Raw genomic sequence first — 24,709 nt, 5'->3', positions numbered from 1 at the left:
TCCTTCACAGGCAAAGGATTTCCTGTGAAACCCTCAAGAGATCACCCGAGTCGGAACCCAATCCGATCCGCATGCATCGAATTCGGACCAACTTTGGTTACGGGCAAGTTCGTTGGTGATGGACCGTGGTTCGCCCGGGGCTCAGAATGCACAGCGGCGCGGACCCAAGGGGGGGCCGCCTGAGTCCCGCGAAGGACCCCAACCTCAATGTCAGCCTTTCGCTCAGCCCTACGGGCATCCAAACGGTTCGCGTCCAGACCCGTTGCCGTCACCGTGGTCGCGGCCCTTGCCGCCGGGTCACTGACCTCGGCAGTGGCAGCCCAAGCGGCACCGGCCGCCTCCCCCCGGTCATTGCACGCGGACTTGTCCGACACGCCGTCCCCCGGTAGCAGCCTCAACGCCACCGAGTCCGCCTCTGCACGGGCGAAGGCCACAGGCCAGCCGGTGACCATCGATCAACTCACCGACACGGGAACGGTGGTGGTGGCCAACCCGGATGGCACCTTCACCCGCACCGACTCCTCCATGCCGCAGCGCACTCTCCAGGACGGGAAGTGGGTGCCGATCGACACCACGCTGGTGCGGCAGCCCGACGGAACCTGGGCCCCCAAGGCCGCCGTCACGAACGTGGCGTTCTCCGGCGGCGGTTCCGGTGCGCTGGTCATGATGCGCAGCGGCGAGGACAAGCTGGGCTTCTCCTGGCCAGGCGCCCTACCCACACCGGTGGTGTCCGGTGACACCGCCACGTACCCCGAGGTGCTGCCCCAGGTCGACCTCCAGCTGACCGCGGACGCCTCCGGGTACTCCTCGGTTCTCGTGGTCAAATCCGCCAAGGCGGCGGCAGATCCACGCCTGAGACACCTGGAGCTTGCTACAGCGACGACCGGTATCAAGCTGGCTGCGACGCGCGACGGCGGCATGCAGGCCACGGACAGGCACACCGGCAGGACGGTGTTCCACAGCGACACCGCGCTGATGTGGGACAGCGCCGTCCAGAAAACCAGTACCGCACCCCTGGCGCGCACCACGACCGTGACATCGGCCCGAGCCGAGCACCGAACAGCGGCCAAGGTGGGCAAGCACCGCGCTCAGGTCCGGGTGAGCCTCAAGTCCGGCAAGCAGCTGCTGGGGGTGGACCAGAACCTGCTCTCCGCCAAAAGCACCACCTATCCGGTCTACATCGACCCCGAGTGGAGCGGCAGGCCGTCCCAGCTGGACTGGGCTCGGATCTCGGACAACGGGTGGAACGTCTACAACTCGACGTCCACCTCGGGTTCCACCAACGCCCGCGAGGGATGGGACAACTCCTACCCCGGCAACGGCGAACGGGCTCGGACGTACTACCAGATGAACACCAGCGGCATCAAAGGCGCCGTGGTCACACACGCCTCGCTGTATGTGAAGCAGCTCTCTGCCGCCTCCTGCTCCGACACCCCGGCTGCCGTGTACGGCACCGACCGCCCCGCCGGGTGGAGTTCCTCCTCGCTGTACTGGGGCCACGAGCCCGGAGGACGCACCGGCGCGCTGGGTTCGAACCCGAAGAGCCATGAGGCCGGCACCTGCCCGGTAACCGATGGGGCCAATTCCTGGGTCAGCCCGCCATCGCTCGAGTTCGACGTGACCTCGCGTGCGCAGAGCGCGGCGGCCGGCGGCTGGAAGAGCATGACGCTGATGGTCCAGTCCCCCGACATGAACGACGCCACTCAGTGGAAGCAGCTTGCCTACGGCGGCGGCGCCACCATGTCGGTCACCTACAGTTACCGGCCCAAGCTGAACGGCACTCCCGCGCTCAAGCCATCCGCGGTGAGCATGGGCAAGACGATGACCACCACGCACACTCCGACGCTGTCCGCGCGCGCGGTCGATCCTGACCTGGCCGGCGGCAGCGAACTGGTCCGCATGGAGTACAACGTCTACAACTCCTCCGGCACGCTGATACATCAGGGTTTCGGCCCGAGCACCGATTCGAAAAAGCGCCCCCGGTACAACACCAACGGCAGCGACTGGACCACACCGAACCTGCCGGACGGCACCTACACCTGGAAGGCCACCGCACAGAACGCGGCCGGCTACTGGGCCGGGACCGGCTCCGGCACCTGGACAAAGACCCAGAACTTCACCGTCGACACCTCCGCACCACCAGCACCGACCGTGACGTCAAGTCAGTTCCCGGCCAAACAGATCGGTGCCGCCTACGGCGACAAGGCCACCTTCACCCTCAGCAACAACCACACCAACAACATCACCGGCTACCTCTTCTCCCTGGACGGCACGCTCGGCAACACCGTCTACAACAGCACCGGTGTCACCAAATGGACCACGAGTACGAAAATCACGCCCGGCGTGCCGTACTACGTCAGCTCCGACAACGCCTCGGGCACCGGCACCGCGGTCATCAACGGCAGCGCCTCGCCCTCCTTCGCACCTGGGAAAACGGGCCCGCACACGCTGTACGCCAAGGCCGTCGACCAAGCCGGCTCGACGTCTCTCACCCAGACGTCCTACGCCTTCTACGCCGGTACCAGCACGCCGACGTACGCCTACGGCGACAAGATGATCACCGGCTGGACGGCAACCAACACGGACAGCACGACTACTGCCGTGCCGGCGGCGACGGCCACCACCAAGAATGGTCAGCTGGTCAGCCAGGCTGCCGGCAGTGGTTACGAGTTCGCCGACGGCTACCAGGCGTTTCTCGGCAACAAGAGCAGTACCTCCAAGGTCGTCTCCGGTGACAGCGTCACCCTCAGCTTCGACATCCCCAAGGACGGCCCCTGGAGCTTCGGGGCCAACCTGACCAAGGCAAAGGACTACGGCATCTACCGGCTGGTCCTGGACGCGGGCAAGCCCACGCAGTCGACGCTGATCAGCGGCTACGACGCCTACAACTCCTACGTCACCACCCAGTTCCTCAACCTCGGCATACCGAAGGATTCCGGCGGTCAGCTGCTCACCCTCAAGCAGGGCGTCCACACGCTGACCCTCACCCTGACCGGCAAGAACCCCAGCTCATCCGGGTTCCAGGCCGGCATCGACGTGCTACGGCTGGGGCCGGCGCTGACGTGCGCGATCAACACCACCAGCAGCTGCCTGAACAACACCGCCACCAGCACGTTCACCACCACGACCAGCACTGCCGACGCCGACGGATCCGGCAACAGCATCAACTCCGCCGATCTGACCAACACGTCCGGCTGGCAGAGCGGCAAAACGGTCACCGTGGACGGTGCCGCCTTCACACTGCCGAGCTTCGGCACCGGCACCTACGACAACATGCTCGCCTCCGGCCAGACCGTCACCCTCCCGGACAGCGGCGTCGCGAACACTGGCGACGCGGTGGTCTTCCTCGCCTTCGCCACCGGCGGTGCGGCCAAGGGAGCCAGCGGCACCATCACCTACGCCAAGAACAACTGCTTGGAAACGAACGGCAACACCGCCGACCAGTCGTACCAGCTTGACACCGTCCCCGACTGGCTCAGCGGACCCACCGCAGCGGCCTCAGTGACCCTGGTCCACGAGAACCACAAGGACAACACCCAGACCAGCCCGAGCTCCGGTCCGAAAATCTACGCCGTCAGCGTCCCGCTCCAATGCCCCGGCTCCGTCATCAGCAGCATCTCCCTGCCCCTGTTCACGAACGGCGTTCAGGCCGGCCAGCCCTCCCTGCACATCCTGGGACTTGGCCTGCGCCCCACGAGTGTCACCGGCAGCGGGTCGACCGTCCAGCACTGGGTGGGTACCTTCTCCTCAGTTCAGGACACCGCCAAGGTGCAGCAATCCGACGGCAGCACCGCGAACGTCAACGGGAAGACGCTACGCTTCCCGGCACACGTCAGCATCGGGACCAATAGCGGGACCAATGACGCCAACGAGGTCCGAGTTCACCTGTCCAACGCCCTGGGCTCCACCCCGGTGACCTTCGACGCAGCCTCCATCGCCCCGCAGGACACCACCACCGACAACGCTACGGCTGCCGCGCCACCGACCCCGCTGACCTTCGGAAGCAAAGCCTCCGTCACCATCCCGGCAGGTTGCGACGTCACCAGCGACCCGGTGACGCTGACCGTTCCACAGCAGGCGACCTTGCTGGTCAGCGTGCAGGTGCACGGCTCGGTGTCCGCCATGCCCGGCCACGCCATGGCCCAGACACCCGTGTGGGCCAGCAGCGACACAACCAACCGAACCGGTGACACCGCAGCCGGCAACTTCACGCAGACGACGTACACCGGGCTGCCGTACCTGGCCGGTATTGACGTCACCACACCCACCACAGCCCCCACCGGTTCCCTGGTCCTCTACGGCGACCAGAGCGTCAACGCCGACACCGGCAGCGCCGACGGCCGACACCACCTGAGCGACGCCATCACCGACGCCATCGTCCAGGACACCAATGGGGACAACTCCGTCGACTACGGCATCCTCAACGCCGGTACGAACAGTGCCAGCCTGAGCAATAACCTGTTGCCGCAGGACACGAACAGTGACTTCCCTGTCAACGCCCTCAACCCACTGGACCGCAACGTGCTGGCTCAGGGCAACGTACGCACCGTTCTCGTGTCCACCGGCACTACCGACCTGCTCAACTGCACGAGCGTTGCCGATACCTGCGCTACGAACGTCGAAAAGGGACTCACCGCGCTCAACAGCGAACTGAGTTCTTACTGCACCGACGACGGACAGACCTTCAACAACGGGCAGCCGGTCACGCAGAACTCCAACCTCACCGTCTACCTCGCCACCATCCCGCCGTTCACCGCCGCCCACCCGGGCACCGCCACCCAGGAAGCCGCCCGCGAACAGGTCAACGGCTTCCTGCTCGACAACTACCCTGCACAGGTCCTCGACTTCGCGGCGGCAGTCTCCACCGACGGCAATGACACCTCGCCGACCGTGAAGGCGGCCGATCTCTCCGGCGGCAATCCCTCCGACGCGTACTACACCGACCTCGCAAACCTTTACCTGACCGACACGAACACCGACGTCGTCGCCATCGCACCGAACATGATCACCCCGCTCGCCACCGGTAGCGACACCCCCGACAACGAGTGGGAACTTTCCGCAGACGGTACCGACGCACGCGGGGACAACCCGTTGACCGCCGTCGGCGGAGCGACCTTCAATACGGCCGGGCCGGACGCGGCAAACGCCCCCACCGCCGCCACCTCGTTCGACGGCAGCACCGGGTTCCTCGAGAGCGACCACACAGCCGTCAACACCCTCGCCGACTACACCGTCTCCGGCTGGGTGAAGCTCGACTCGGCCGCCGGACCGGCCACTGCCATCTGCGAGGGAACCAGCCAGCACCAGGCTTTCTATGTCGGCTACGACAGGGACAACCAGGGCTGGATGTTCCAGACCACGACCACGAACGACGACAGTTCCGACTTCCCCACCGCGGAAGGAGACGCCGGCACGGGGGCCCTGGGTACCTGGACACATCTCCTGGTCACCTACACGGCCCCCGTCGACGGCGACGACACCACCGGCGTGATGTCGATCTACCAGAACGGCACCCTGATGGGCACCGCCGTCAACCCCACCCCGCAGTACGACTCCTCCATGCCCCTGACCATCGGCGGCTGCGTCAACACTCCTGACGCGACCTCGCCGTACAACGCCTTCCCCGGCTCCGTCTCGGATGTCCACGTCTATCCGTACGCCATGGCAGCGAGCGATGCGAGCGCGGGCAGCGTGATCGTGCCGTCCGGGTGGAACAAGGGCATGCCCGAGGACGAGTGGAAGCTCTCCGCGGACGGCACTGACACCGCGTCCCTCAACGCGCTCACCCCGACCGGCAGCGTCAGCTTCAGTACCGACGCGCCGAGCGGGCTGTCCGGCAGCACCGCCTTCGATGGCAGCACCGGCTTCCTCAAGAGCAAGCAGAGCGCGGTCGACGCACTCGGCGACTACACCGTCTCCGCCTGGGTCAAGATCAACTCCGCCCTCGGCACCACCGCCGTCTGCCAGGGCACCACGCAACACCAGTCCTTCTATCTCTCCTACGACAAACCCAGTGCCGCCTGGATGTTCCAGACCACGACCACCAACGACGAGAACGCCGATTTCCCGACCGCCGAAGGAGACAACAACAGCGCCCCGGTCGGGACCTGGACCCATCTGGTCGCCACCTTCCGGGCACCGGTCGCCGGTAGTACCAACACCGGAAACATGGCCCTTTACCAGAACGGCACCCTGGTGGGGACCGCCACCAACCTCAGCCCGCAGTACGACTCCTCCATGCCCCTGACCATCGGCGGCTGCGTCAACAGCGCCTCCGCCACGACCCCGTACCTGGCGTTCCCCGGCTCCGTGGCCGACGTCCACGTCTACCCGCGGACGCTGTCGGCGACCGAGGTCAGCGAACTCCGCTGAACCCAGCACCGCAGCGATGGTCCCCGCCGCTCTTCCCGCAGCGGCGGGGACCACTCGTTGGAGGCCGCCGACCGGTCCCACAAGCCGTAGCCGCCACCGTCAGCGCTGCATTCGAGCTCACCTGGTTGTTCAGCGCGGTAGCAGGGTCTGCATATAGTCCGTCGTCTCGCGGAACACGGAGCGGAGGATGCACGGGCGGCTGGTCGGCGTCCGCGTCCAGTAGCCACCGCCCGTGCCGGACACACACTTGCCGCTCCACGGTGAACGCGGGCAGAGCACGCGCCGGCACGGCCGGTTCGACCCCGCACAGCTCGGCGAGCACACCTCGCCCGGTTTCGTTGAGCAGGATCTCCGCATCGGCTCACACGCTGCCGCCGTCGTTGCGGGTGGGGGAGTTGCGGCATGTCCACAGCCGCAGCATGCTGGCGGCAGGCAGGCCGTAGCGGGCCGCGGCCCGGTTGATCAGTGACGTGGTCGGCTGCCCGGCCAGCGGCACGGTCCGTAACGCCCCTGTTGCCATAGCTCTCCCCGGCATCTGTTCCTGGTCTTCTGTCTCGGCGCTTCTGACCGTCTACAGTTCGAACTCGAGGTCGGTCAGGTCGGTGAGTTCGACTTTGAGGCTGTGTGCGCGGTGGCCGTTGTCGCGGAAGTAGACCTCGCCCAGGGATTCGGCGGCGATATGGCGGAGGTCGTCCTCGTCGGCGCCGGCCTGCTGGGCTTGGAAGAGGCGGGCGGCGTGTTGTGGGGGCAGGGCGAGGGTGAGGTGGCGGATGCGGGCGTCGTCGGTGCTGCCGGGGGCGGCGGTGTAGCCGAAGCGGGCCTGGATGTCGATCATGATGCCGCCGGTGGTGGCTGCCGTCTGCTTCGCCCGGGCGCGGATCTGTGGCTGCCAGCGGGCGCGGACTTCGCGTTCGAGGCGGTCGGCGAGCTGTGGGCGGGGGGTTTTGATCTGGTTTTTCACGTAGCGTTCGACGGTGCGCTGGCTGGCGCCGAGGAGTTCGGCCACCCGCCGGGTACTGCGCTGGTGCTGGCGGACCAGGTAGCGCATCTGTGCCCCGGCGGACTTGGGCAGGGGGGCGGGTGAACGCCCCCCTGCACCGCCTTGTCGAGTCCTTCCCCGATCGTGACCATGCCGCGATTCCCCTTATTCTCCGGTGTCCTTGGCGGCGTGCTCGCCGGTTTTGATGTAGCGGGCGAGGTTGGCGGCATGGCCGTCGCCGGCGAGCTGCTCGAGTACGTTGGCGCCCCACAGCATGCTCTGGGTGCCCTCGTGCTTGACCATCCCCGGGGAGACGCCGAGCCGGAACGAGCCCGGCACGGTCTTGCCGTCGGCGGCGTAGGGCAGGACGGCCAGTGGGCTGGGGCCGTCGGCGGCGTATGCGCAGTCCGAGAGGACCGGTGGCCGGTGCGTTCAGCCCTGGGACGGATCCGGCATCGAAGGGTTGTCGATACGCGCCCCTCCATGGATCACTCCGGCGGCGATCGACCCGTTCTCGGCGTGGATGTCGGCGTTGCCGGCCACGGCCAGACCGCCTGGTCCGGTGACCGCGCCGCCCTGCGGGGCGTGCTGGGCGAGCAGGGTGCGCAGCTGCTCGGCGGCGTGCTCGCGCTCATCTGCGGCGAGGCTTTCCAGGACCGCTTCGATACGCGTCTGCCAGGATGCCTCCTGACGAATCCGGACCCGATCAGCCTCGGCCGGCTCAGCATCCCGCAGGACGACCGCGGTCTGCTCCAGGCGCTCCAGCTCCGCCCGCTCACGCTGTACATCGCCCTGGCCGAACCAGCGGGCCACCGCGCCCCGTAGCCCGGTCCACGCGTCCGTCCCCGCGGCTGTCACGACTGCCGTGCCGCCGGAAGCGGCCAGTGCGGTCAGTACCTGATCGAGCACCCCACACCCCCTGGTCTCCTGCGAGTCATGAGGACGGTAGCGCGAACGAACGGCGTACCGCACACGGCGCCAGCAGAAGGTGGCTGGCTTCGTTCTCTCACGCAGCAGCGTTTGTCCATCGGCTCGGTAGGCGGTGGCTGGTCGGCGGGTTCGTAGATGCTTACGAGTGATGACGTCAGGCCCCGTCCTCGAACGCGCATGGGAAACCAGCGCGGTGGCTCGTTGAAGGGGAAGAAGGACGGGTCCGGACAGGCGGGTTGAGCGGTCCGCGCACCTTGATCACTACCGAGCCTGCTGATTAGCTGGCCTGCATGCCTGAATTAGGACCCGTCGCCTGGCCACCCGCCCCGATCAAGACCGACAGACTCGTGCTCCGCGAGCCTGAGGCCCGCGACCGCGCGGCGATCATCGAACTGTTCACCTCGCCCGAGGTGGGCACCTACATCGGCGGACCCCGACAGCGCGACGAATTCGAGCGCGCGCTGCCCGAAACCCCCAAGCGGCGCCCCGGCCTCTTCGTGGCCGATCTCAACGGGGAGATGATCGGGATCGTCACACTCGAACGGCGCGACCCGCAGCATCCGGTCCACGTCCGCCCCGGGACCTCGGAGGTCGAGCTCGGCTACATGTTCCTGCCGCAGGCCTGGGGACACGGGTACGCCGCGGAGGCGTGCGCGGCGGCACTCGACTGGTGCGCCGGAGCACTGCCCGGCGAGCCAGTGGTACTCACCGCCCAGACCGCCAACGAACGCTCGCTGCGCCTCGCGGCGAAGCTGGGGTTCACCGAGGTGCAACGGTATGAGGATTGGGGCGCTGAGCAGTGGTTCGGCATGTGGGCCCCGGTCGCGTTGTCCGGCTGAGGTCGTGTTCGCCAGTGTCCGCACTCATCGCGATGAAGCCGGGCGAGCGTGAATCAGGGCCTTCGCCGAGAGGTGGCCTCCTCGAGGCGGTCGACCCGGCCCACGCCATCCAGGAAGTGCGCGAGAATCGTGAGCTACGCCGGAACTGCTACACACAACTGCACTGGAATGCCGGGCAGTTCACCACAGCGCTCAGCCGGCACTTGTACGTCATGCGGGACCGCACGCCTGAGCAGGAGGACGTATCGGCGCTGTGGCTTTATCGATGACTCACGACAGCAGTTGTTCAGAGCTGCGGGAGGAACTTGCCGCGGCCGGACCTCGATGTCGATGAGAACGGGAGGCACCCGCCGGCACCCGGGCACGGCGCGACGACGGCTGCCGCCTGCGCCCGCAGCCAGCGCTTTTGTCCCGGGCCCCGGACGAGCAGCAGACGGCATGCTGCGCGTCGTCACCGAGGTGCTGCCCGAAGTCGGGAACATCCAGGGCAGCCACCTCCTCCCGAACTGCTCGACAAACGCTGCTCTGCGACGCGAACAGAGCCACGCCGTCCTGTTCGCGGAGTGCTTGGAGATGATCGCCCGGTGTTCTTCCTCTGGTGCCGGGTGCTCCGCGTGGCCAGGAGGAGCTGAGCGTCCTGGCCACGCGGCGGTCTTCAGCAGTGCGGGAGTCCGGCCGGAGGGTCGTGTGGCGTGTTGACGTTGCCGCCCCAGGAGTAGACGCCGTAGTAGGCGTGGTGGCCGCGTGTGTCGATGATGATGCCGTAGTACCAGACGTTCGTGCGGTGCTTGCCGTCGTTGTAGTAGTCGCCCCGGCTGTAGCAGTCGATGGAGAAGCTGCTCTTGGCCTTGGTCGTGCCGACGAAACGGCTCTTCAAGTGCGGGCCGCTACGCAGGTTGCTGCCACCGTCCACGGTCGTCTGGACCCCTGCCCTTGCGGCGACCGGAACGGGTGTGGCCGCTCCGGCGGGTATGGGGGGATTGAGCGGTCCGGCGGCGACGCCAACGGCAACCGCCGCGGTGAGCAGGGCCGCACGTACAGATGCGCGCATAGTGGTTCCAATCTGCTTCTGCTGGTTCATGACCCGACAGCCACGCACTGGAGACAGCGGCGGCGTCGGTTATGCCGCAGGAAGCGGCAGTCTGTCTGTCGCTGTGGGACGACCACCGCTCATCGGGTGAATTGGTTGGGTGGTCGGGCGCCCACCCCCGTGGGACGCCCGACCCGGTAGCTCAGTAGATCCAGGCCCGGTTGGCCGAAGCCTCAGCTGAGGGGGCTGGTGCGGCTTCGGAGCCGGGTTTTGGGGCGGGCCGATCTGAGGCCCGGCCTGGGCCGGTCAGAAGGTGCCTGCGTTGAGGGTCTTCTGGAGTTGGGTGGTGGTGTTGGTGTCCCAGGTGTCCTGGGGGGTGAGGCCGAGGTGCTTGTTGAGGGCGGTGACGGTGTCGGGTCCGGTGATGCCGTCGGCGGTGACCTTGAGGTAGGTCTGGAGGGCCTTGACGGTCAGGGGGCCGAAGGCGCCGTCGACGTCCAGGCCCGCGTTGTTCCTGGTGTTGAGGGTGCGCTGGAGGGCGGCGCAGGTGGCGGGCCCGAACTGGCCGTCGACCACCAGCTGTGCGGGGACGGTGACGAGGGCCTTGGGCTTGATGACGCCTGACTTCCCGGCGAGGGCGGCCTTCATGACGGCGGCGGTGTGCGGACCGTACTCACCGTCGACGGTCAGTTTGTGCTGGGTCTGGAAGGTACGCAGCGCCTTGTCGGTCGCGGTGCCGAACTGCCCGTCGACGGTGAGACCGGCCTTCTGGACGGTGTTGAGGTTCTTCTGCAGGGTTTTCACGGCGTTGCCGGTGGAGCCCTTGCGCAGGATGCCGTCCTGGGGCGGCATCGGGGCGGCGCCGTCGTAGGCGGGCCGTCCGTAGCCGACCACACATGCCCGGCCGCGGACCCGGCGGCGGAAGGCGTCGGAGGTGTTGCCTTCCAGGGTGGTGATGGTCCCGTTGGAGTGGACCGCTTCGACCAGGCCGACGTGGTCGATGCCGCCGATGGAGCGGCCGCCGGAGAAGTCGAAGAAGACGACGTCGCCGGGGCGGATGCCGCCCAGGCCGTAGTGCCAGCGCCCGTGGGCCTGGAAGGCGCGGGCGTGGGCCGTGGTCAGCGCGTACTTGCCCATCACGGCGGTGAGGTTGCCGGAGTGGGCGGCCTCGTAGCTGATGGACATGTCGCACCACGGGCCGGAGAAGCCGTACCAGGCGGTGACGGCGTTGTGGTTGGAGCCGGGCGGGTGCTCGGTGGTGCCGAGCAGCTTGCGTGCAGCGGCGATCATTGCCTGTGCGGTTCCCATGGCAGGTCTCAGAGCTCCATGTCGTCGGGGAGGGCGTCGAGGTCGGAGGTGACCTCGTGGCCGGGGTCCTGGCTGACGCCGGCCTGGTCGGGGTCGACGTCGAAGACGCCGGCGCCGCCCTGCGGGTACGGCGGGGTCTGCTCGCTCTCGCTCATGAGAGTTCCTCCTGGTGTGACGTGATGGTGCGGTCGTCATGACCGCCTTGCATCACCCAGTTCAGGGGTCCGGGAATTGATTAATAAGCCGCTTTCGCCACCGTGAACATTGATTGCGGCGCAGGTCAGGGAGACGGCAGGGCAAGCGTGGGGGAAGAGATACGCCTCCGGCTTGCTTCTCTGTCACGGGCACGCGTTGTCGGTTGCTCTTTCCCCCGGGCATGCGTAGCGTCCCGGTGATCGCGCCGCGGCCACCGGGGGAAGCGGCCGGACGGAGGGGACCGTCGATGGCAGGACGCCCTGAGAGGCCACTCGATCCCAGTGCGGGGCCGGTGGCAGGGCTCGCGGCCGAGTTACGCAAACTGCGGGCGGAGGCGGGCAGCCCGACCTACCGGGCGATGGCCCAGCGCACCGGGCAGGGGGCAAGCACCCTGTCGCAGGCAGCTGCAGGAGAGCGGCTGCCGACCCTGCCCGTGACGCTGGCCTACGTCCGCGCCTGCGGTGGCGACCCGGCAGAGTGGGAGCAGCGCTGGCGGCAGGCGGCCGCTGAAGCAGCGGCCGAACCCCGAGCCGAGGACGAGGACGCCGAACCCCCCTACCGGGGACTGGCCCGATTCGAACCCGGCGACACCGACTTGTTCTTCGGTCGTGACCAGCTCACCGACCGCCTGCTCGAACTCGCCACTGCCCGCCGGTTCACCGCGGTGTTCGGCCCCTCGGGCAGCGGCAAGTCCTCCCTACTACGCGCCGGTCTCAGACCCCGCCTCCGCGCCCTCGACGGGGCCGGGCCGCGGCCAGCCGCGCTGCGGGTCCTCACTCCCGGCGAGCACCCCCTGAGCACCCATGCGCAGCGTCTGACACCCAAGGAAGGCGCCGGGGAGACGTGGCTGATCGTCGATCAGTTCGAAGAGCTCTACACCCTTTGCCATGACCCGGTGGAACGCGATCAGTTCCTCGACCGCCTGCTTGCCGCCGCAGATCCTGCCAGCCGGCTGCGTGTCGTCATCGCTGTCCGCGCCGATTTCCTGGGCCGCTGCGCCGAACACTCCGCACTGACCGCCATGCTGCAGGACAGCAGCGTCCTGGTGGGCCCCATGAGCCGCGGCGAGCTGCGTGAGGCAGTAATCAAGCCTGCCCAGGCCTGTGGGCTGATCGTGGAGCGCTCTCTGACCGCCCGGATTCTCGACGAAGTCGATGGGGAACCCGGCGCTCTGCCGCTGATGTCTCACGCCCTCCTCGAGACCTGGCATCGCCGTAAGGGCCGCGCGCTCACAGAGACAGCGTACGAGGCAGCCGGCGGCCTGCAGGGCGCGATCGTCCGGACGGCCGAGGGCGTCTACGACAGCATGAGCCCTGCCCAGGCCGAGCTCACCCGGTCTGTACTGCTCCGCCTGGTCACACCCGGTGACGGGACGCCGGACACCCGCCGCCCCGTTCAGCGCAAGGAACTGGACTTCGCCGATGCGGCGGAGATTGCCACAGTTCTCGACAGGCTGACCCACGCACGCCTGCTGACCTTGGACGACGACACCGTCGACCTCGCCCATGAAGCGCTCATCACGGCCTGGCCGCGATTACACGCCTGGATCGACAGCGAACGGTCCAGGCTCCGCCTGCACCGCCGTCTGACCGAAGATGCACAGGCATGGAACGATCTGGGCCGTGACCCAGGAGCGCTCTACCGGGGCACGCGACTGGCCGCTGCGGAGGAAGCCTTCGCCCAGCCTGGCGGCCGAGCCGACTTCACCGGCTTGGAGAAATCCTTTCTGGACGCCGGGCTGGAAACCCGCGAACGTGAGCAGCGTGCCACGCTCCGTTCGGCCCGGCGGCTGCGCCGGCTGCTGGTCTCCGTCTCGGTCCTGGCCGTCCTGGCCGTGCTGGCCGGGCTGCTCGGCTGGCAGCAGAGCAGGGCGGCAGAAGCCGAACGGGTACGCACCGAAGCCCGGCGCCTTGCCGCCGTGGCCGACACGTTGCGGTTGTCCGACCCGGCCACGGCGATGAAACTCAGCGTGACCGCTTGGAAGATCGCCGATCTCCCGGAGACCCGCTCGGCATTGCTGGCAGCCGCAGCCCAACTTCCGCAGGACGCCTTCCACGTTCCCGACTCCACCCTGGCACTGGCCGGTCTCACCAAAGACGGGCACATACTGGTGACGCTGCGGGACGGGCAGGTCGAACGCTGGGATGTGCGCACCCACCACCGGCTGAGCCGCTTCACAGTCCCTGCCCAGGACAACCCGGCGTTCGCCCTTTCGCCGGACGGAAAGAGGCTGGCGATATCGACCACATCAGGAATCCAGCTGTACAGCACAAAAACGGGACTACCAGACAGCCCGATGCTGCGCCCACCTGGACCGGCAGAAGAGGTCGCCTTCAGCGCGAGCGGCAGGACGTTGCTGGTGACCGCCGGGACGGCATGCGAGAAGAACGGCTCACAGGAATTCGATCACCCGCTCCACGCGGCTCAACTGTGGGACCTACACCGACGGACGGTGCTCTTCGAGACCTGTACGCGCGCCTCATGGTCCGGCGACGCGGATCTCGCGGAAACCATCCAGGGGACCAGCGACATACACACCTTCATTCAGGTCAACTCCCACAGCATCCTCGCGATCAGCCGTGACGACCGCTTGGTGGCGGTTTGCCGCCCGGACGGCGGAGTACAAGTGTGGCAGGTAGCCGGTCGGCGCCGGCGGCTACCCGGACCATGGGAGAAGACATCCTCGGCCTCTGGGTGTCCCGCAGCCACCGCCTTCACGCCGGACGGCCATGCCCTGGTACTCACCACTGGTGACGGACTGACCATGTGGAACGTAACCACCGGCCGGGCCACAGGCACCTTCGCCCACAAGGGGGTGCAGGAGATCGACTTCAGCACCGACGGCCAACTCTTCGCCACTACCGATGACCGCGATGTCCTGCTGTGGCGGGCGGATCACCCTGCAGCTCCAGTGCTGGCCTCGACGCTGCCGCACCAGTCGTCACCGAGTATGGTGCGGTTCGACCGGACCGACGGAGTCATTCGCTACACCAGCGGTTCCTTCGACACCACGGTCTGGTCGATGTCCCTGGGCCACGCCGACGACAGCGGCTGGCACGCCGACTCCGCAACGGCCGCTGCGTTCAGCCCTGACGGCACCCGGCTGGCCACAGCACGACAGACCGGCGGTACGCACCGCCTGACACTGAGGGACGTACCCACGGGCCACAGTACGGCCGTTCCCCTGCCGACTGCTCCCTGCGCCGTGGACGCCGTCTTCCCCCAGGACAACGACAGCGAGGCAATCTGCGGGGATGTCCTGGCCTTCGGACCGGACAACCAAACCTTTGCGTATTCGGGCGGCGGCGGAGACACGAACGTGGCTACGACACTGGCTGTCCTGGACAGCCGCGACATGACCCGGCACCGAGTACTTCGCCTCCCCGGCACCGACGAGGACGCGGACACAGTCGACGGCCTCGCAATAAGCCCCGACGGCAGCACAGTTCTCGCCTCCCTGTCGTACGATCACACGGAGCTGTGGGACCTACATCGCAGAACCAGGACCGCCAGGCTTCCAGATGTCGCCGGAACCCTGTCTCTCACTCCCGATGGCCGTCTACTGGCCACCTCCGAAGGCGACATAGTTCGTTTGCCGTCCAGAAAGCGCACCAGCCACACACTCACGTCGAATCAAACCACCGTCGTGGCCCAGGATACGGTCGGCGGCCACCTCGCAGCCGGTGACGAGGCGGGTGGAGTCACGCTGTGGGACGGAACCGCGGCCCACCGCCTGGGTGACCTCACCGCCGTCCCCGATCCAACCGAACCCGCTGACGCAAACGGAGATAGAGCGACAGCAGGGGTGTCCGCGCTCGTCTTCTCGCATAACGGCACGATCCTGGCTGTAGGCGCGGAGGACGGCACTGTCAGGCTATGGGACGTGCCCTCCCGTAAACCTGTCGGGGGAACCTTGCACACCGACTCTGGGAGCATCATGGCTCTTGCCTTCTCCGCAGGCGACCGGACCTTGCATGTAGCAGGTGAGCACGTGCCCTTGCTGGCCTACGAGTTGGCGCCCAGCCGAACGGTCGCCAACCTGTGCGGGCGCATGGGAGCCGGACTGTCTCGAGCGGAGTGGGCGTCCTACGTCGACAGCGTCGCCTACCGGCGCAGTTGCTGAGCATCGACAGGGGGGAGTCGCAGGTCCGGCAACCCTCATGTTGATGTAGCGAGGCGTCCCAAGCACCGGAGGACTTCGACCGGGCCTCGACGTCGGGAGCTGCTGCAAGCGCTGGGGTTCTTCCAGCGGGCTACGCCTGATCAGTTGTGGAAGCTGACCCGCCCTGGCAACCGGCACGACAAGCTCACGCGGGACACCCTCCTGGATCTTCAGGACCACCAGCTGGTGAGGATCGAGTCGGTGTAGGAGGACCAGCGGCAGGTGTGGGGGCTGAACCGGCGCGGACACGGCGAGGCGAAGCAGCTGCCGGAGCCGAAGGACGCACGGGTCTCGGCGCTGCGCAAGCAGGAGTACGACCCGGACACGGGACAGCTGCTCGGCGCCGGTTACGACGACCACGCCGCGGCGGTCACCTCGACGGCCGCCGAACTCCACCGCGCCGGGATCGGCCACCGGCTCGGTTTTCAGACCGAGATCGGGCACCGGCTCGGCTCCAGCTTCGTGCAGCGGGCGGACCTGGTGGTGCGGGCGCCGGCGGCCGGGGTGCCGGTGCTCCTGCTGGAGAAGCCGCCGTCGAAGCCGCCCGCCTCCAGGCCGCCGCACCGCCGGAGCCGCAGCACGGCCAAGAGCCGGGCCGGGGCCGCAGCTGATTCCGCCGCCGGCCCTGACGAAGGGGTACAAGTACAAGTACCGGTATGGCGCGTGAGCGGGCGCGTGGCCGTCCGTGGTGGACCGGGCGCGGGAGAGAACGGGTAGCTGTGCCGCCTGTACCAGCGGATGATCGACCGGTACTGGGACGCCGCCGCCTTCCGGGCGGCGCTGGCGTCGGAGAAGCAGCACCGGGCGGTTCTACGGCGCCTCGCCGCGACCTTTGACCAGCGGACTCATCAGTGAACGGCACGTTTCTGCCGCATTCCGGCTGACCCCCTATCTCGGTCACACTCCTGAGGGAAGACTGATCTGAATATGGGCATGAAGGAGTCACTGTCATCTCACACAAGGAAGAGAATGCGCATGGGCTCCCGGTCCGCGTTAGTTGCTGTTGGCGTTGCCGTGACCTTGGCGGTTCTTCCTGGCTGCAACGACAGCCACTCGTCACAGCCAGCACAGTCGGCACAGCCGACCCACAAGCTCGTGAAGCACACTTTTTACGGCTATGACCCTGAGGACCCCGACCTGCACATGCGTGAGGTTCTCAGCTGGACGTCCCAGGATGACAACGGACCCATCGACGGGACGTACGCGATCCAGGAACAGGCGAGCGGCAAGGGGCCTTGGACGCCAATGGGCGAAACGAAGTCCTTCCAGGGGACTCAGCGCGGCAACGAGATCGATGTGCCGGGAGGGCAGCTGGGCGACGCGATCCCCGTGCATGGCACCCTGCAGCAGAACGGCCATCGGCTGCACCTCGATGGCGATTTGGGAATCGAGACGTACGACCTGTACGACTCTCCATCGGTCGCAGCAGCCGCCGGGAGGCAATGATCTGACCTCATCCCTGCTTGCGTGGATGCTGCGCGAGTACGACGAGCAGGCCGCCATCGCGGCGATGAGTGAGCGGCCGGGTCCCACGGGGACCTGGCACTTCTGCTGCGCAGGGGCGGCAGGATTCGAACCTGCGGCGTGCGAGTGTGGAGTCCGCTGCTCTGGCCGAGCTGAGCTACGCCCCTTCGGTGGCTGGAGCCTGGCTCGGCGCTGGATCCCTCCGCCACCGGATATCGGGCGGCACCCGGGCCACTCCGGTGCCCGTGAGCGCCCGAGCCAGCGCCCTGACCCGGACGGCCTCCTGTCGAGGGTCACGGCCACAAGTGGCTGAGCCGCTGGCGGGCAGAGGGCGAAGCCGGCCTGCACGACCGTTCCGGCCTACCCCACAGGACGCCGCACCGCACGGCAGCAGCGGTCGAAGACCGCATCTGCCGCCTGCTGCGGCAGGACCGCAAGCTCGGCCCGGCCCGCATCGGCCCGATCCTGGGCCTGGCCGCCACTGCTGATCGATCAGGCGTCGGACGACACCGTGGAGGGTGTTGGCGTCCGCGGCGGAAGGGCGTGGGGTGGGGGAGCCGGGCGGTGTAGGGACTCATTGAGAATTCAGAGATCCTCAACATCTCCAGGCCCTTGGAGCTTGCCGCCGCATACCGCGCCGCGCTCACCGGGGCATCCCCCACCCGCTTTCTAGGACTGGTCACGTGAGTACCGACGCGCCCCTGAAGCGCCCCGTCCTCCGGCGGTTCACATTCTTCGTCGGAGATCGCCGCCAGCGGTGAGCACGGCTTCGCCGCCGACGGGGCCTCCCGCGCAGTTCGCGGCTGCACCCGGTGCACAGCGACCACACTGCTGCCGCTGTGCACCGAGATCACCGGGGCCTGTGGGATGGCCGAGTGGCACTGGATCGGCCCCACGAACTTATGTGGTGCCCCGTGCCCGCCTGCTATCGCAGGTCCACCCAGGCGTACTCGTAGCCGTCTTCGAAGTTGCAGCTCATCGAGGACTTCTGGCCCGGCTTGCGCCAAGGGCCCCACCGTGTGTACTTGATCAGAGGGTTGCTGTGGTTGATGCAGGTGGCACGCGCACGGTGCCTGCGCCAAGAGGGCTGGTTGGAGCAGTAGGTGTGCACGCCCAGACGGACAACGCCATGGTGGTAGATCTTGCACGGGGGGCTGGCAGCGGCCCGGGCCGTCTCGGCAGCTGCCGGAGAGGTTTCCTGGGCCGTGGTGCCGGCATGGGCGGGCGCGGCGACGGTTATCCCGCCGAGAATCGCGATGCCCATGGCGGCGGCAGCCGCGCCACGCCGCATGGTCATCCTGCGTGCCTTCACGTGGTCCTCCTTTGTAGGTGTCTGGACACCGAGCACGACAACCTGGCTCGGCGGTCCTTCCGGTGCGGGGCACCGTCGCCCAACCCACGCAAGGGCGACGGCGGCTTCCCCGCACTGGCGCCGCAGCGGGGCGGCGCATCACCGAGTTCAGCGGTTCCGGAATTGAATGGGCAGCCGGTTATGCCACCCTGAACAATGGACTCGCTGCAGGTCGCCGGACACGGCGTAGCTGCGTTGGCCGAAGGAGACGTCTTCGGATTGCGCTCCTGCCACGACGGTGCGTACCTTGTCCGGCCTCGCGCCGCGTCCACGGGGGAAGCGGGCGGCTAGTGTCCTGAGTCGGGAATTCGCTTCAGATATCTTGCGAGGCGTTCAAGGATCTCGTCCGCGGTCTTCGTCCAGACGAAGGGTTTCGGCTCTTCGTTCCAGGTCTTGATCCAGTTGCGGATGTCCCTCTCCAGGGACTGGACGTTCCTGTGGACACCTCGCCGTATTTGTTTGTCCGTCAGCAGCGCGAACCACCGCTCGACCTGGTTCAGCCAGGAGGAACTGGTCGGTGTGAAGTGCACATGGAAGCGGGGGTGTGCGGTCAGCCATCGCTGGATGGCCGGGGTCTTGTGCGTTGAGGCGTTGTCGCAGATGAGATGCACGTCCAGGCCGGCGGGTACCTCCCTGTCGATGCGGACGAGGAACTTCTTGAACTCCACGGCACGGTGCCGGCGGTGGATCTGGCCGATCACCTCGCCGGTAGCGGTGTTCAGCGCGGCGAACAGCGTGGTGACGCCGCCGCGCACGTAGTCGTGAGTACGGCGCTCGGGCATGCCCGGCATCATCGGCAGCACCGGAGCCGACCGGTCCAGCGCCTGGATCTGCGTCTTCTCGTCCACGCACAGCACCAGCGCATGCTCGGGCGGGGCGAGATACAGGCCGACCACATCGCGGACCTTCTCGATGAACTGCGGGTCCTTCGATAGCTTGAAGGTGTCCACCAGGTGCGGTTTGAGGCCGAAGGTCCGCCAGATACGTGTGATGGCCGACTGGGAGAGTCCCACTTCCTTGGCCATCGACCGCGTCGACCAGTGCGTGGCGTCCTTCGGCGTGGTCTCCAGCGTCTTGACGACCACTTCTTCCACCTGGGCGTCGGTGATCTTCCGGGGACCACCCGGGCGTGGCTCGTCGGTCAGGCCCTCAAGCCGGTCCCGCACAAAGCGGGCCCGCCACCTGCTCACCGTGTGCTCCTCGACACCGAGCAGGGCGGCGACGTCTCTGTTCGAAGCGCCGGTTGCGCACTCCAGCACGATCCGGCACCGCAGGGCCAGGGCCTGCGAAGAAGTCCGACGCCTGGCCCAGCGGTTCAACGTCTCACGCTCGTCATCGGTCAGCACCAGCTCGGCCTTCGGCCGTCCCGTCCTCGCCACCCGGCCATCATGCCGAACCGCGATGACTTACGCAGCGAATTCCCGACTCAGGACACTAGACGAGTAGTTCCGATGTGGCTCAGTGGTCGTAGGCGATCAGTGACCTGGTGATGGGTGCGCCGATGGTGCGGTTGTGCCAAATTGCGCAGGTCATCGCCAGGATCCGTTGGGCCACGCGGACGCCGACGCCTTCGATGGTGCGGCCGCCGTGCTGTTCGAGGTCGAGCTGGCCCTTGAGGGTGTCGTTGACCGACTCGATCAGCTGGCGCACGGTCTTGAGCAGGCCCTCTCCCGGGCGTGGAGTGCCGCGGTTGCGGTAGGAGGGCCGCAGCAGGCTGATGCCGCGGGCGGCGAGAAAGCGGTCCAGTTCGGCGGCGATGTAGCCCTTGTCGGCCAGGATGAGCAGGCCGGCCCGGTCGGTGGCCAGGTGCGGCTCGTTGTCGATCAGGGCGGCCAGCACCTGCCGTTCGTCGATCTTCGGGTCAGCGAGGGCCCAGGTGACGGGCAGGCCGGCTGGGGTGCACACCAGGTGCAGCTTCAGGCCCCAGTAGAAGCGGGAGTGAGAGCGGCAGTAGCCGTAGCCCGCCCAGCCGGCCAGGTCGGAACGTTTGACGGTCTCCCGCGAGCGGGCGCACTCCACGGGGGTGGAGTCCACGATCCACACCGGGTCCAGCCACAGGTCGGTGTCCGCAGCCAGGGACCGGATCACCTGTTTGACCAGCCCCAGGGCGGCCCGCAGGCGCTTGTTGTACGCCGGCCGCTGGGGCAGGTAGGGGAACATCGCGTGCAGGTGGGCGTGGGCGAAGCGCAGCCAGCGGGCCTCGCAGTGGAAGCCCAGCATGGCCTGGGCCACGGCCAGGGTGACCAGTTCGGCGTCGGTCAGCCGAGGCGGCCGGCCGCGTCGGCGCGGGGTCTTCAGACGGTCGTCGATGTGCACGTACAGTGCGGTCAAGAGGGTGTCTAACTCGGTCGTCACAACCCGATGTTGGGCACCCTCCCCACGTCCGTGAACCCCGCATTCGGAACTACTCGTCTAGCTGTACTGACCCGTGAGGTTGGGGACGCGGCTGGCGGGTGGTTGCCCTTTCAGTGCGGTGTGTCCGCGGTGGTGATTGTATGTGTGCAGCCACTGCGGGAACGCTTCGCGGCGCTCGGTTTCTGACCGGTAGGGGCGGGCGTAGGCCCACTCGTCCAGCAGGGTGCGGTTGAAGCGTTCGACCTTGCCGTTCGTCTGGGGTCGGTAGGGCCGGGTTCGCTTGTGGACGATCCCGGCTGCTGCCAGGGCATCGCGCCAGTCGTGTGAGCGGTAGCAGGAGCCGTTGTCGGTCAGCACCCGTTCGACGGTGATCCCGGCATGGGTGAAGAAGGCGTGGGCCCGCTGCCAGAAGCCGGTGGCGGTCTCCTTCTTCTCGTCCGCATGGATCTCGCTGTAGGCCAGGCGGGAGTGGTCGTCGACGGCGGTGTGCAGGTAGCTGTAGCCGAGGTTGGGACGGCCGCCGGCGGTGCGGGGCCGGGCGGGGTCGCGGTGCGCGGAGCTGTTGCGGCCGCCCTGGGCCCTGCCGTGGACCTTGTGCCCGCCGCCGTCGGGGATGTTGCCCAGCTTCTTGATGTCCACATGCACCAGTTCGCCGGGCCGCTCGCGTTCGTAGCGGCGCACGACGTGGCCCGTGGCCCGGTCGAGATGGGTCAGGCGGGCCAGGCCGTAGCGGGTCAGGACACGGTGCACGGTCGAAGGCACCAGGTGCAGAAAGTGCGCGATGCGGGCCGGCCCCCACCTGCGCGCCAGGCGGACCTTGATGACCCGTCGCTCGGTGCGGGTCGGAGTGCGGCCAGGGCTGTGGTGGGGCCGGCTCGGGCGGTCGGCCATGCCCGCCTCGCCGAGCCGGCGGTAACGGTCGGCCCACCGCTGGGCCGTGGTGGGCGAGACCTGGAAGCGTTCGCCGGCCCGCCGAAGCGGCCAGCCGTCCTCGACCACGCATCGCGCCAGACGCAGGCGGCCGGTCTCGGTCAGGGGTGCATTACGGTGGACCACGAGGGCCTTTCTGGTTGGTGTAGACGTCGCAATCCACACCAAACCCGGAAGGCCCTCACCCGTTCAAGATCTCTCAGCCGAGACCTGGCTCACCTGTCCACAACCTCCCCGGACAGAACAGCTAGCGCCTGCCCTCCGGGCGGGTCAGGGATCTAGGGTCTTTCGAGGCCCTGACCCGCCGCCGTGTTCAGTGGGCCACCACCGGCACCGGCACCTCGTCCTCGGCGCCCGTGCCGGAGGCCACCGTGACGGAGCCCGGACGGCCGGCGTTGACGAAGGTGAAGGCGATCAGCGCGGCGATCCCGAGGATGCCGACGGCGAAGGCGATCGCCGAGGTGTAGCCGTGCACCATGCTCTGGAGCCCGAGCAGCTGCTGCTGCGGCTTGGTGACGGCACCGCCGACGTGGTCCTTGAAGTACGACGTCTTCGCGGACGCGGCGATGGTGTTCAGCAGGGCGGTGCCGATGGCGCCGCCCACCTGCTGCGAGGTGTTGACCATCGCGGAGGCGACACCGGCGTCCCGGGGCTCGACGCCCTGGGTGGCCAGGGACATGGCCGGCATGAAGGCCGTGCCCATGCCGAGACCGAGCAGCACCATCGCGGGCAGCAGCAGGGTGACGTACGAGGAGCCGATCTCCAGCTGGGTCAGCAGCAGCATGCCGAGGCCGGCGACCAGGAAGCCGGGGCCCATCAGCAGCCGGGCCCGGACCCGGGTCATCAGCCGGGTGCCGATCTGGGTGGAGCCGGTGATCATGCCGGCCACCATCGGCAGGAACGCGAAGCCCGTCTTGACCGGCGTGTAGCCCTTCACGATCTGGAGGTAGTAGGTCAGGAAGAGGAACAGGCCGAACATGCCGATGATGGCGAGGCCGAGGGAGAGGTAGATGCCGCCGCGGTTGCGGTCGCGGACCACGCGCAGCGGCAGCAGCGGGGCCTTGACCCGCGACTCGACCAGCACGAACGCCAGCAGCAGCACCACGGACGCCACGAACATGGACACGGTCACGGCGTCGCCCCAGCCGTCGGACTCGGCGCGCGTGAAGCCGTAGACCAGCGCGACCAGGCCGAGGGTGGACAGCACCACGCCGGGGATGTCGAGCGGCGAGCGGTTGCGGCCGCCCTCCGGCTCCCGGATGACGAGGGTGGCGCCGAGCGCGGCGACGATGGCGAACGGCACGTTGACGAAGAACGTCCAGCGCCAGTCCAGGTACTCGGTGAGGAAACCGCCGAGGATCAGGCCGACGGCACCGCCGCCGCCCGCGATGGCGCCGTAGATGCCGAACGCCTTGGCGCGTTCCCGGGCGTCCGTGAACATCACGGCCAGCAGGGACAGCGCGGCCGGGGCGAGCAGCGCGCCGAAGACGCCCTGGAGGGCGCGGGCGCCGAACATCATCGGGCCGGAGGTGGCGAGGCCGCCGAGCGCGGAGGCGAGCGCGAAACCGACCAGACCGGTGAGGAAGGCTCGCCGGCGGCCCCACTTGTCGGCGATCCGGCCGCCGAAGAGCAGCAGGCCGCCGAAGGCGAGGGCGTAGGCCGTGACGACCCACTGCCGGTTGCCGTCGGATATGCCGAGGTCCTTCTGGGCCGACGGCAGGGCGATGTTCACGATGGTGGAGTCGAGGACGACCATCAGCTGGGCGAGCGCGATGAAGACGAGCGCCTTCCAGCGGTTGGCGTCACCGCTGCGCGCGGTGAGGCCGGGAGCCTTGACGGCTTCGGACATGGGGGTACCCACTTCGGGACTTCGAGACTGCGGGACTCGGGACGTCGTGACGGAAAAATGCTGAGAAATCGACAGAGAACAGAAGGTGTCGGGACAGTGATGGAAGTCGGGTCGCGCGGAGCTACGCGGTCGGACAGGACTGACGCAGCTCCTCGACGGTGACGGCGCTGCCCGGCAGGGCGGAGCGGGCGGGGGCCCGCAGGCCGTCGAGGAAGATCTGGAGATGGCGGTGGACGAACCGGTCCCCGCGCAGACAGTCCGTGCCGGCCGGGGGCCGGCTCAGCTGGGCGACGGCGACCAGCAGATCGAAGGCGCCCACGTCGGGCCGGAGCTGACCGGCCGTCACCGCCCGGCCCATGACCTCCTCCACGAGGCTTTCGACACGCTCGCGGGAGGCCTCCAGGTCGGGGTGGTGCTGGTCGAAGGTGCCGGAGACCATCGGGCACAGGGCACTGATCCGCTCGTCGGCGGCGGTGTGCACGAAGTGCTCCAGCGCGGTGAAGGCGTCCCCGGTCTCCGCCAGGGCGCGCTCGGCCGCCTCGGCCGTGCGGTCCATCACGGAGCAGACGACCTCGCGGACCAGGGCGTCGCGGTCGGGGAAGTTGCGGTACAGCGTGGCGTTGCCGACGCCGGCCCGGCGGGCGATCTCGTCCAGCGGAACATCGGGGCCGTGCTCGACGAACATCTGCTGGGCGGCGGTGACGATCCGCTCGCGGTTGCGCAGGGCGTCGGCGCGGGGCCGGCTCACCTTGCGCGGCGCGGGACGGGTCGCGGTCGTCACGGAGTACTCCTCGGATGTCGAAGTTCTTCGGGCCGTCCGATCCGGGGAACGACTCCCCGTTTCAGGCGGACACACTTCCAAACGGGGAAAGGGTCCCCACTTATTTCCCGCCCCCGGAAAGAACGGGTGTGACCTGGGACACGCTCGCCTCTCCCCGGGGATTC

The 24,709-nt window shown here is 68.0% G+C and carries 17 protein-coding genes, 1 tRNA gene and 3 pseudogenes; 7 read left to right on the top strand and 14 right to left on the bottom strand.

Annotation, left to right across the window (positions count from 1 at the left end):
- Positions 1-444: 444 nt before the first annotated feature.
- Positions 445-6,372 carry a LamG-like jellyroll fold domain-containing protein gene (locus tag FRZ03_RS40605; RefSeq protein ID WP_146467899.1) on the top strand — a complete coding sequence of 1,976 codons (5,928 nt, stop codon included), beginning with the start codon at positions 445-447 and terminating at the stop codon, positions 6,370-6,372.
- A 361-nt stretch (positions 6,373-6,733) separates the two neighbouring features.
- Here the strand turns inward: FRZ03_RS40605 and FRZ03_RS39380 are convergent, their stop codons facing one another.
- The 4 genes and pseudogenes from FRZ03_RS39380 to FRZ03_RS27935 form a co-directional block, all read right to left on the bottom strand.
- Positions 6,734-6,892 (bottom strand): hypothetical protein, encoded by a 159-nt coding sequence (locus FRZ03_RS39380; RefSeq protein WP_186785646.1) that lies wholly within the window; start codon positions 6,890-6,892, stop codon positions 6,734-6,736.
- Between the two features lie 51 nt (positions 6,893-6,943).
- Positions 6,944-7,503, bottom strand: a pseudogene (tpg, locus tag FRZ03_RS27945) (telomere-protecting terminal protein Tpg).
- A gap of 13 nt (positions 7,504-7,516) precedes the next feature.
- Positions 7,517-7,768 (bottom strand): annotated as a pseudogene (locus FRZ03_RS27940) (telomere-associated protein Tap); the annotation flags it as partial.
- A gap of 15 nt (positions 7,769-7,783) precedes the next feature.
- Positions 7,784-8,260, bottom strand: coding sequence for a hypothetical protein (locus tag FRZ03_RS27935; RefSeq protein WP_146467897.1), 477 nt, complete (start codon positions 8,258-8,260; stop codon positions 7,784-7,786).
- Positions 8,261-8,571: 311 nt separating this feature from the next.
- Here FRZ03_RS27935 and FRZ03_RS27930 point away from each other — a divergent pair, with 311 nt between their 5' ends.
- Complete coding sequence (locus FRZ03_RS27930; RefSeq protein WP_146467896.1) at positions 8,572-9,120, top strand: GNAT family N-acetyltransferase; 549 nt, start codon at positions 8,572-8,574, stop codon at positions 9,118-9,120.
- A 14-nt stretch (positions 9,121-9,134) separates the two neighbouring features.
- The gene (locus FRZ03_RS27925; protein ID WP_146467895.1) at positions 9,135-9,389 is read left to right on the top strand and encodes a hypothetical protein; all 255 of its coding nucleotides are present in this window, start codon (positions 9,135-9,137) and stop codon (positions 9,387-9,389) included.
- Positions 9,390-9,775: 386 nt separating this feature from the next.
- Here FRZ03_RS27925 and FRZ03_RS27920 read toward each other — a convergent pair whose 3' ends face one another.
- The 3 genes from FRZ03_RS27920 to FRZ03_RS39375 form a co-directional block, all read right to left on the bottom strand.
- On the bottom strand, positions 9,776-9,997 hold the full coding sequence (locus FRZ03_RS27920; RefSeq protein ID WP_146467894.1) for a hypothetical protein: 222 nt from the start codon (positions 9,995-9,997) through the stop codon (positions 9,776-9,778).
- Positions 9,998-10,456: 459 nt separating this feature from the next.
- On the bottom strand, positions 10,457-11,458 hold the full coding sequence (locus tag FRZ03_RS27915; protein ID WP_186785645.1) for a peptidoglycan-binding protein: 1,002 nt from the start codon (positions 11,456-11,458) through the stop codon (positions 10,457-10,459).
- 8 nt (positions 11,459-11,466) lie between these two features.
- Complete coding sequence (locus FRZ03_RS39375) at positions 11,467-11,613, bottom strand: hypothetical protein (protein ID WP_186785644.1); 147 nt, start codon at positions 11,611-11,613, stop codon at positions 11,467-11,469.
- Positions 11,614-12,011: 398 nt separating this feature from the next.
- Here FRZ03_RS39375 and FRZ03_RS27910 point away from each other — a divergent pair, with 398 nt between their 5' ends.
- The 3 genes from FRZ03_RS27910 (at position 12,012) to FRZ03_RS27900 (ending at position 17,261) form a co-directional block, all read left to right on the top strand.
- On the top strand, positions 12,012-15,776 hold the full coding sequence (locus FRZ03_RS27910; protein WP_186785643.1) for an nSTAND1 domain-containing NTPase: 3,765 nt from the start codon (positions 12,012-12,014) through the stop codon (positions 15,774-15,776).
- 261 nt (positions 15,777-16,037) lie between these two features.
- The gene (locus FRZ03_RS40600; RefSeq protein ID WP_261399369.1) at positions 16,038-16,532 is read left to right on the top strand and encodes a hypothetical protein; all 495 of its coding nucleotides are present in this window, start codon (positions 16,038-16,040) and stop codon (positions 16,530-16,532) included.
- A 378-nt stretch (positions 16,533-16,910) separates the two neighbouring features.
- Positions 16,911-17,261, top strand: a complete 351-nt coding sequence (locus FRZ03_RS27900; RefSeq protein ID WP_146467891.1) for a hypothetical protein — start codon at positions 16,911-16,913, stop codon at positions 17,259-17,261.
- A 110-nt stretch (positions 17,262-17,371) separates the two neighbouring features.
- Here the strand turns inward: FRZ03_RS27900 and FRZ03_RS27895 are convergent.
- Positions 17,372-17,446, bottom strand: a tRNA-Trp gene (locus tag FRZ03_RS27895).
- A 133-nt stretch (positions 17,447-17,579) separates the two neighbouring features.
- On the opposite strand from FRZ03_RS27895, the pseudogene FRZ03_RS27890 reads away from it, so the two are divergent.
- Positions 17,580-17,762: pseudogene (locus FRZ03_RS27890) on the top strand (helix-turn-helix domain-containing protein); the annotation flags it as partial.
- A gap of 442 nt (positions 17,763-18,204) precedes the next feature.
- Here the strand turns inward: FRZ03_RS27890 and FRZ03_RS27885 are convergent.
- The 6 genes from FRZ03_RS27885 to FRZ03_RS27860 all read right to left on the bottom strand — a co-directional run bounded on the left by FRZ03_RS27885 (position 18,205) and on the right by FRZ03_RS27860 (position 24,545).
- Positions 18,205-18,591 carry a hypothetical protein gene (locus FRZ03_RS27885; RefSeq protein ID WP_146467890.1) on the bottom strand — a complete coding sequence of 129 codons (387 nt, stop codon included), beginning with the start codon at positions 18,589-18,591 and terminating at the stop codon, positions 18,205-18,207.
- A gap of 326 nt (positions 18,592-18,917) precedes the next feature.
- Positions 18,918-20,009: an IS630 family transposase gene (locus FRZ03_RS27880; RefSeq protein WP_146467889.1), complete on the bottom strand. Its 1,092-nt coding sequence runs from the start codon at positions 20,007-20,009 to the stop codon at positions 18,918-18,920.
- Positions 20,010-20,088: 79 nt separating this feature from the next.
- Positions 20,089-20,985 (bottom strand): IS982 family transposase, encoded by an 897-nt coding sequence (locus FRZ03_RS27875; protein ID WP_146467180.1) that lies wholly within the window; start codon positions 20,983-20,985, stop codon positions 20,089-20,091.
- A gap of 57 nt (positions 20,986-21,042) precedes the next feature.
- On the bottom strand, positions 21,043-22,041 hold the full coding sequence (locus tag FRZ03_RS27870; protein WP_146467888.1) for an IS481 family transposase: 999 nt from the start codon (positions 22,039-22,041) through the stop codon (positions 21,043-21,045).
- Positions 22,042-22,228: 187 nt separating this feature from the next.
- Positions 22,229-23,764 carry an MFS transporter gene (locus FRZ03_RS27865; RefSeq protein ID WP_186785593.1) on the bottom strand — a complete coding sequence of 512 codons (1,536 nt, stop codon included), beginning with the start codon at positions 23,762-23,764 and terminating at the stop codon, positions 22,229-22,231.
- A gap of 121 nt (positions 23,765-23,885) precedes the next feature.
- Entirely contained in the window at positions 23,886-24,545 is a 660-nt protein-coding gene (locus tag FRZ03_RS27860) for a TetR/AcrR family transcriptional regulator (RefSeq protein ID WP_146467368.1), read from the bottom strand.
- Between the last annotated feature and the right edge of the window lie 164 nt (positions 24,546-24,709).

Source organism: Streptomyces misionensis (assembly GCF_007896895.1).
Lineage (GTDB): Bacteria > Actinomycetota > Actinomycetes > Streptomycetales > Streptomycetaceae > Streptomyces > Streptomyces misionensis_A.
Note: the sequence above shows the minus strand (reverse complement) of the source record. Positions and strands in the feature narration are given on the sequence as shown.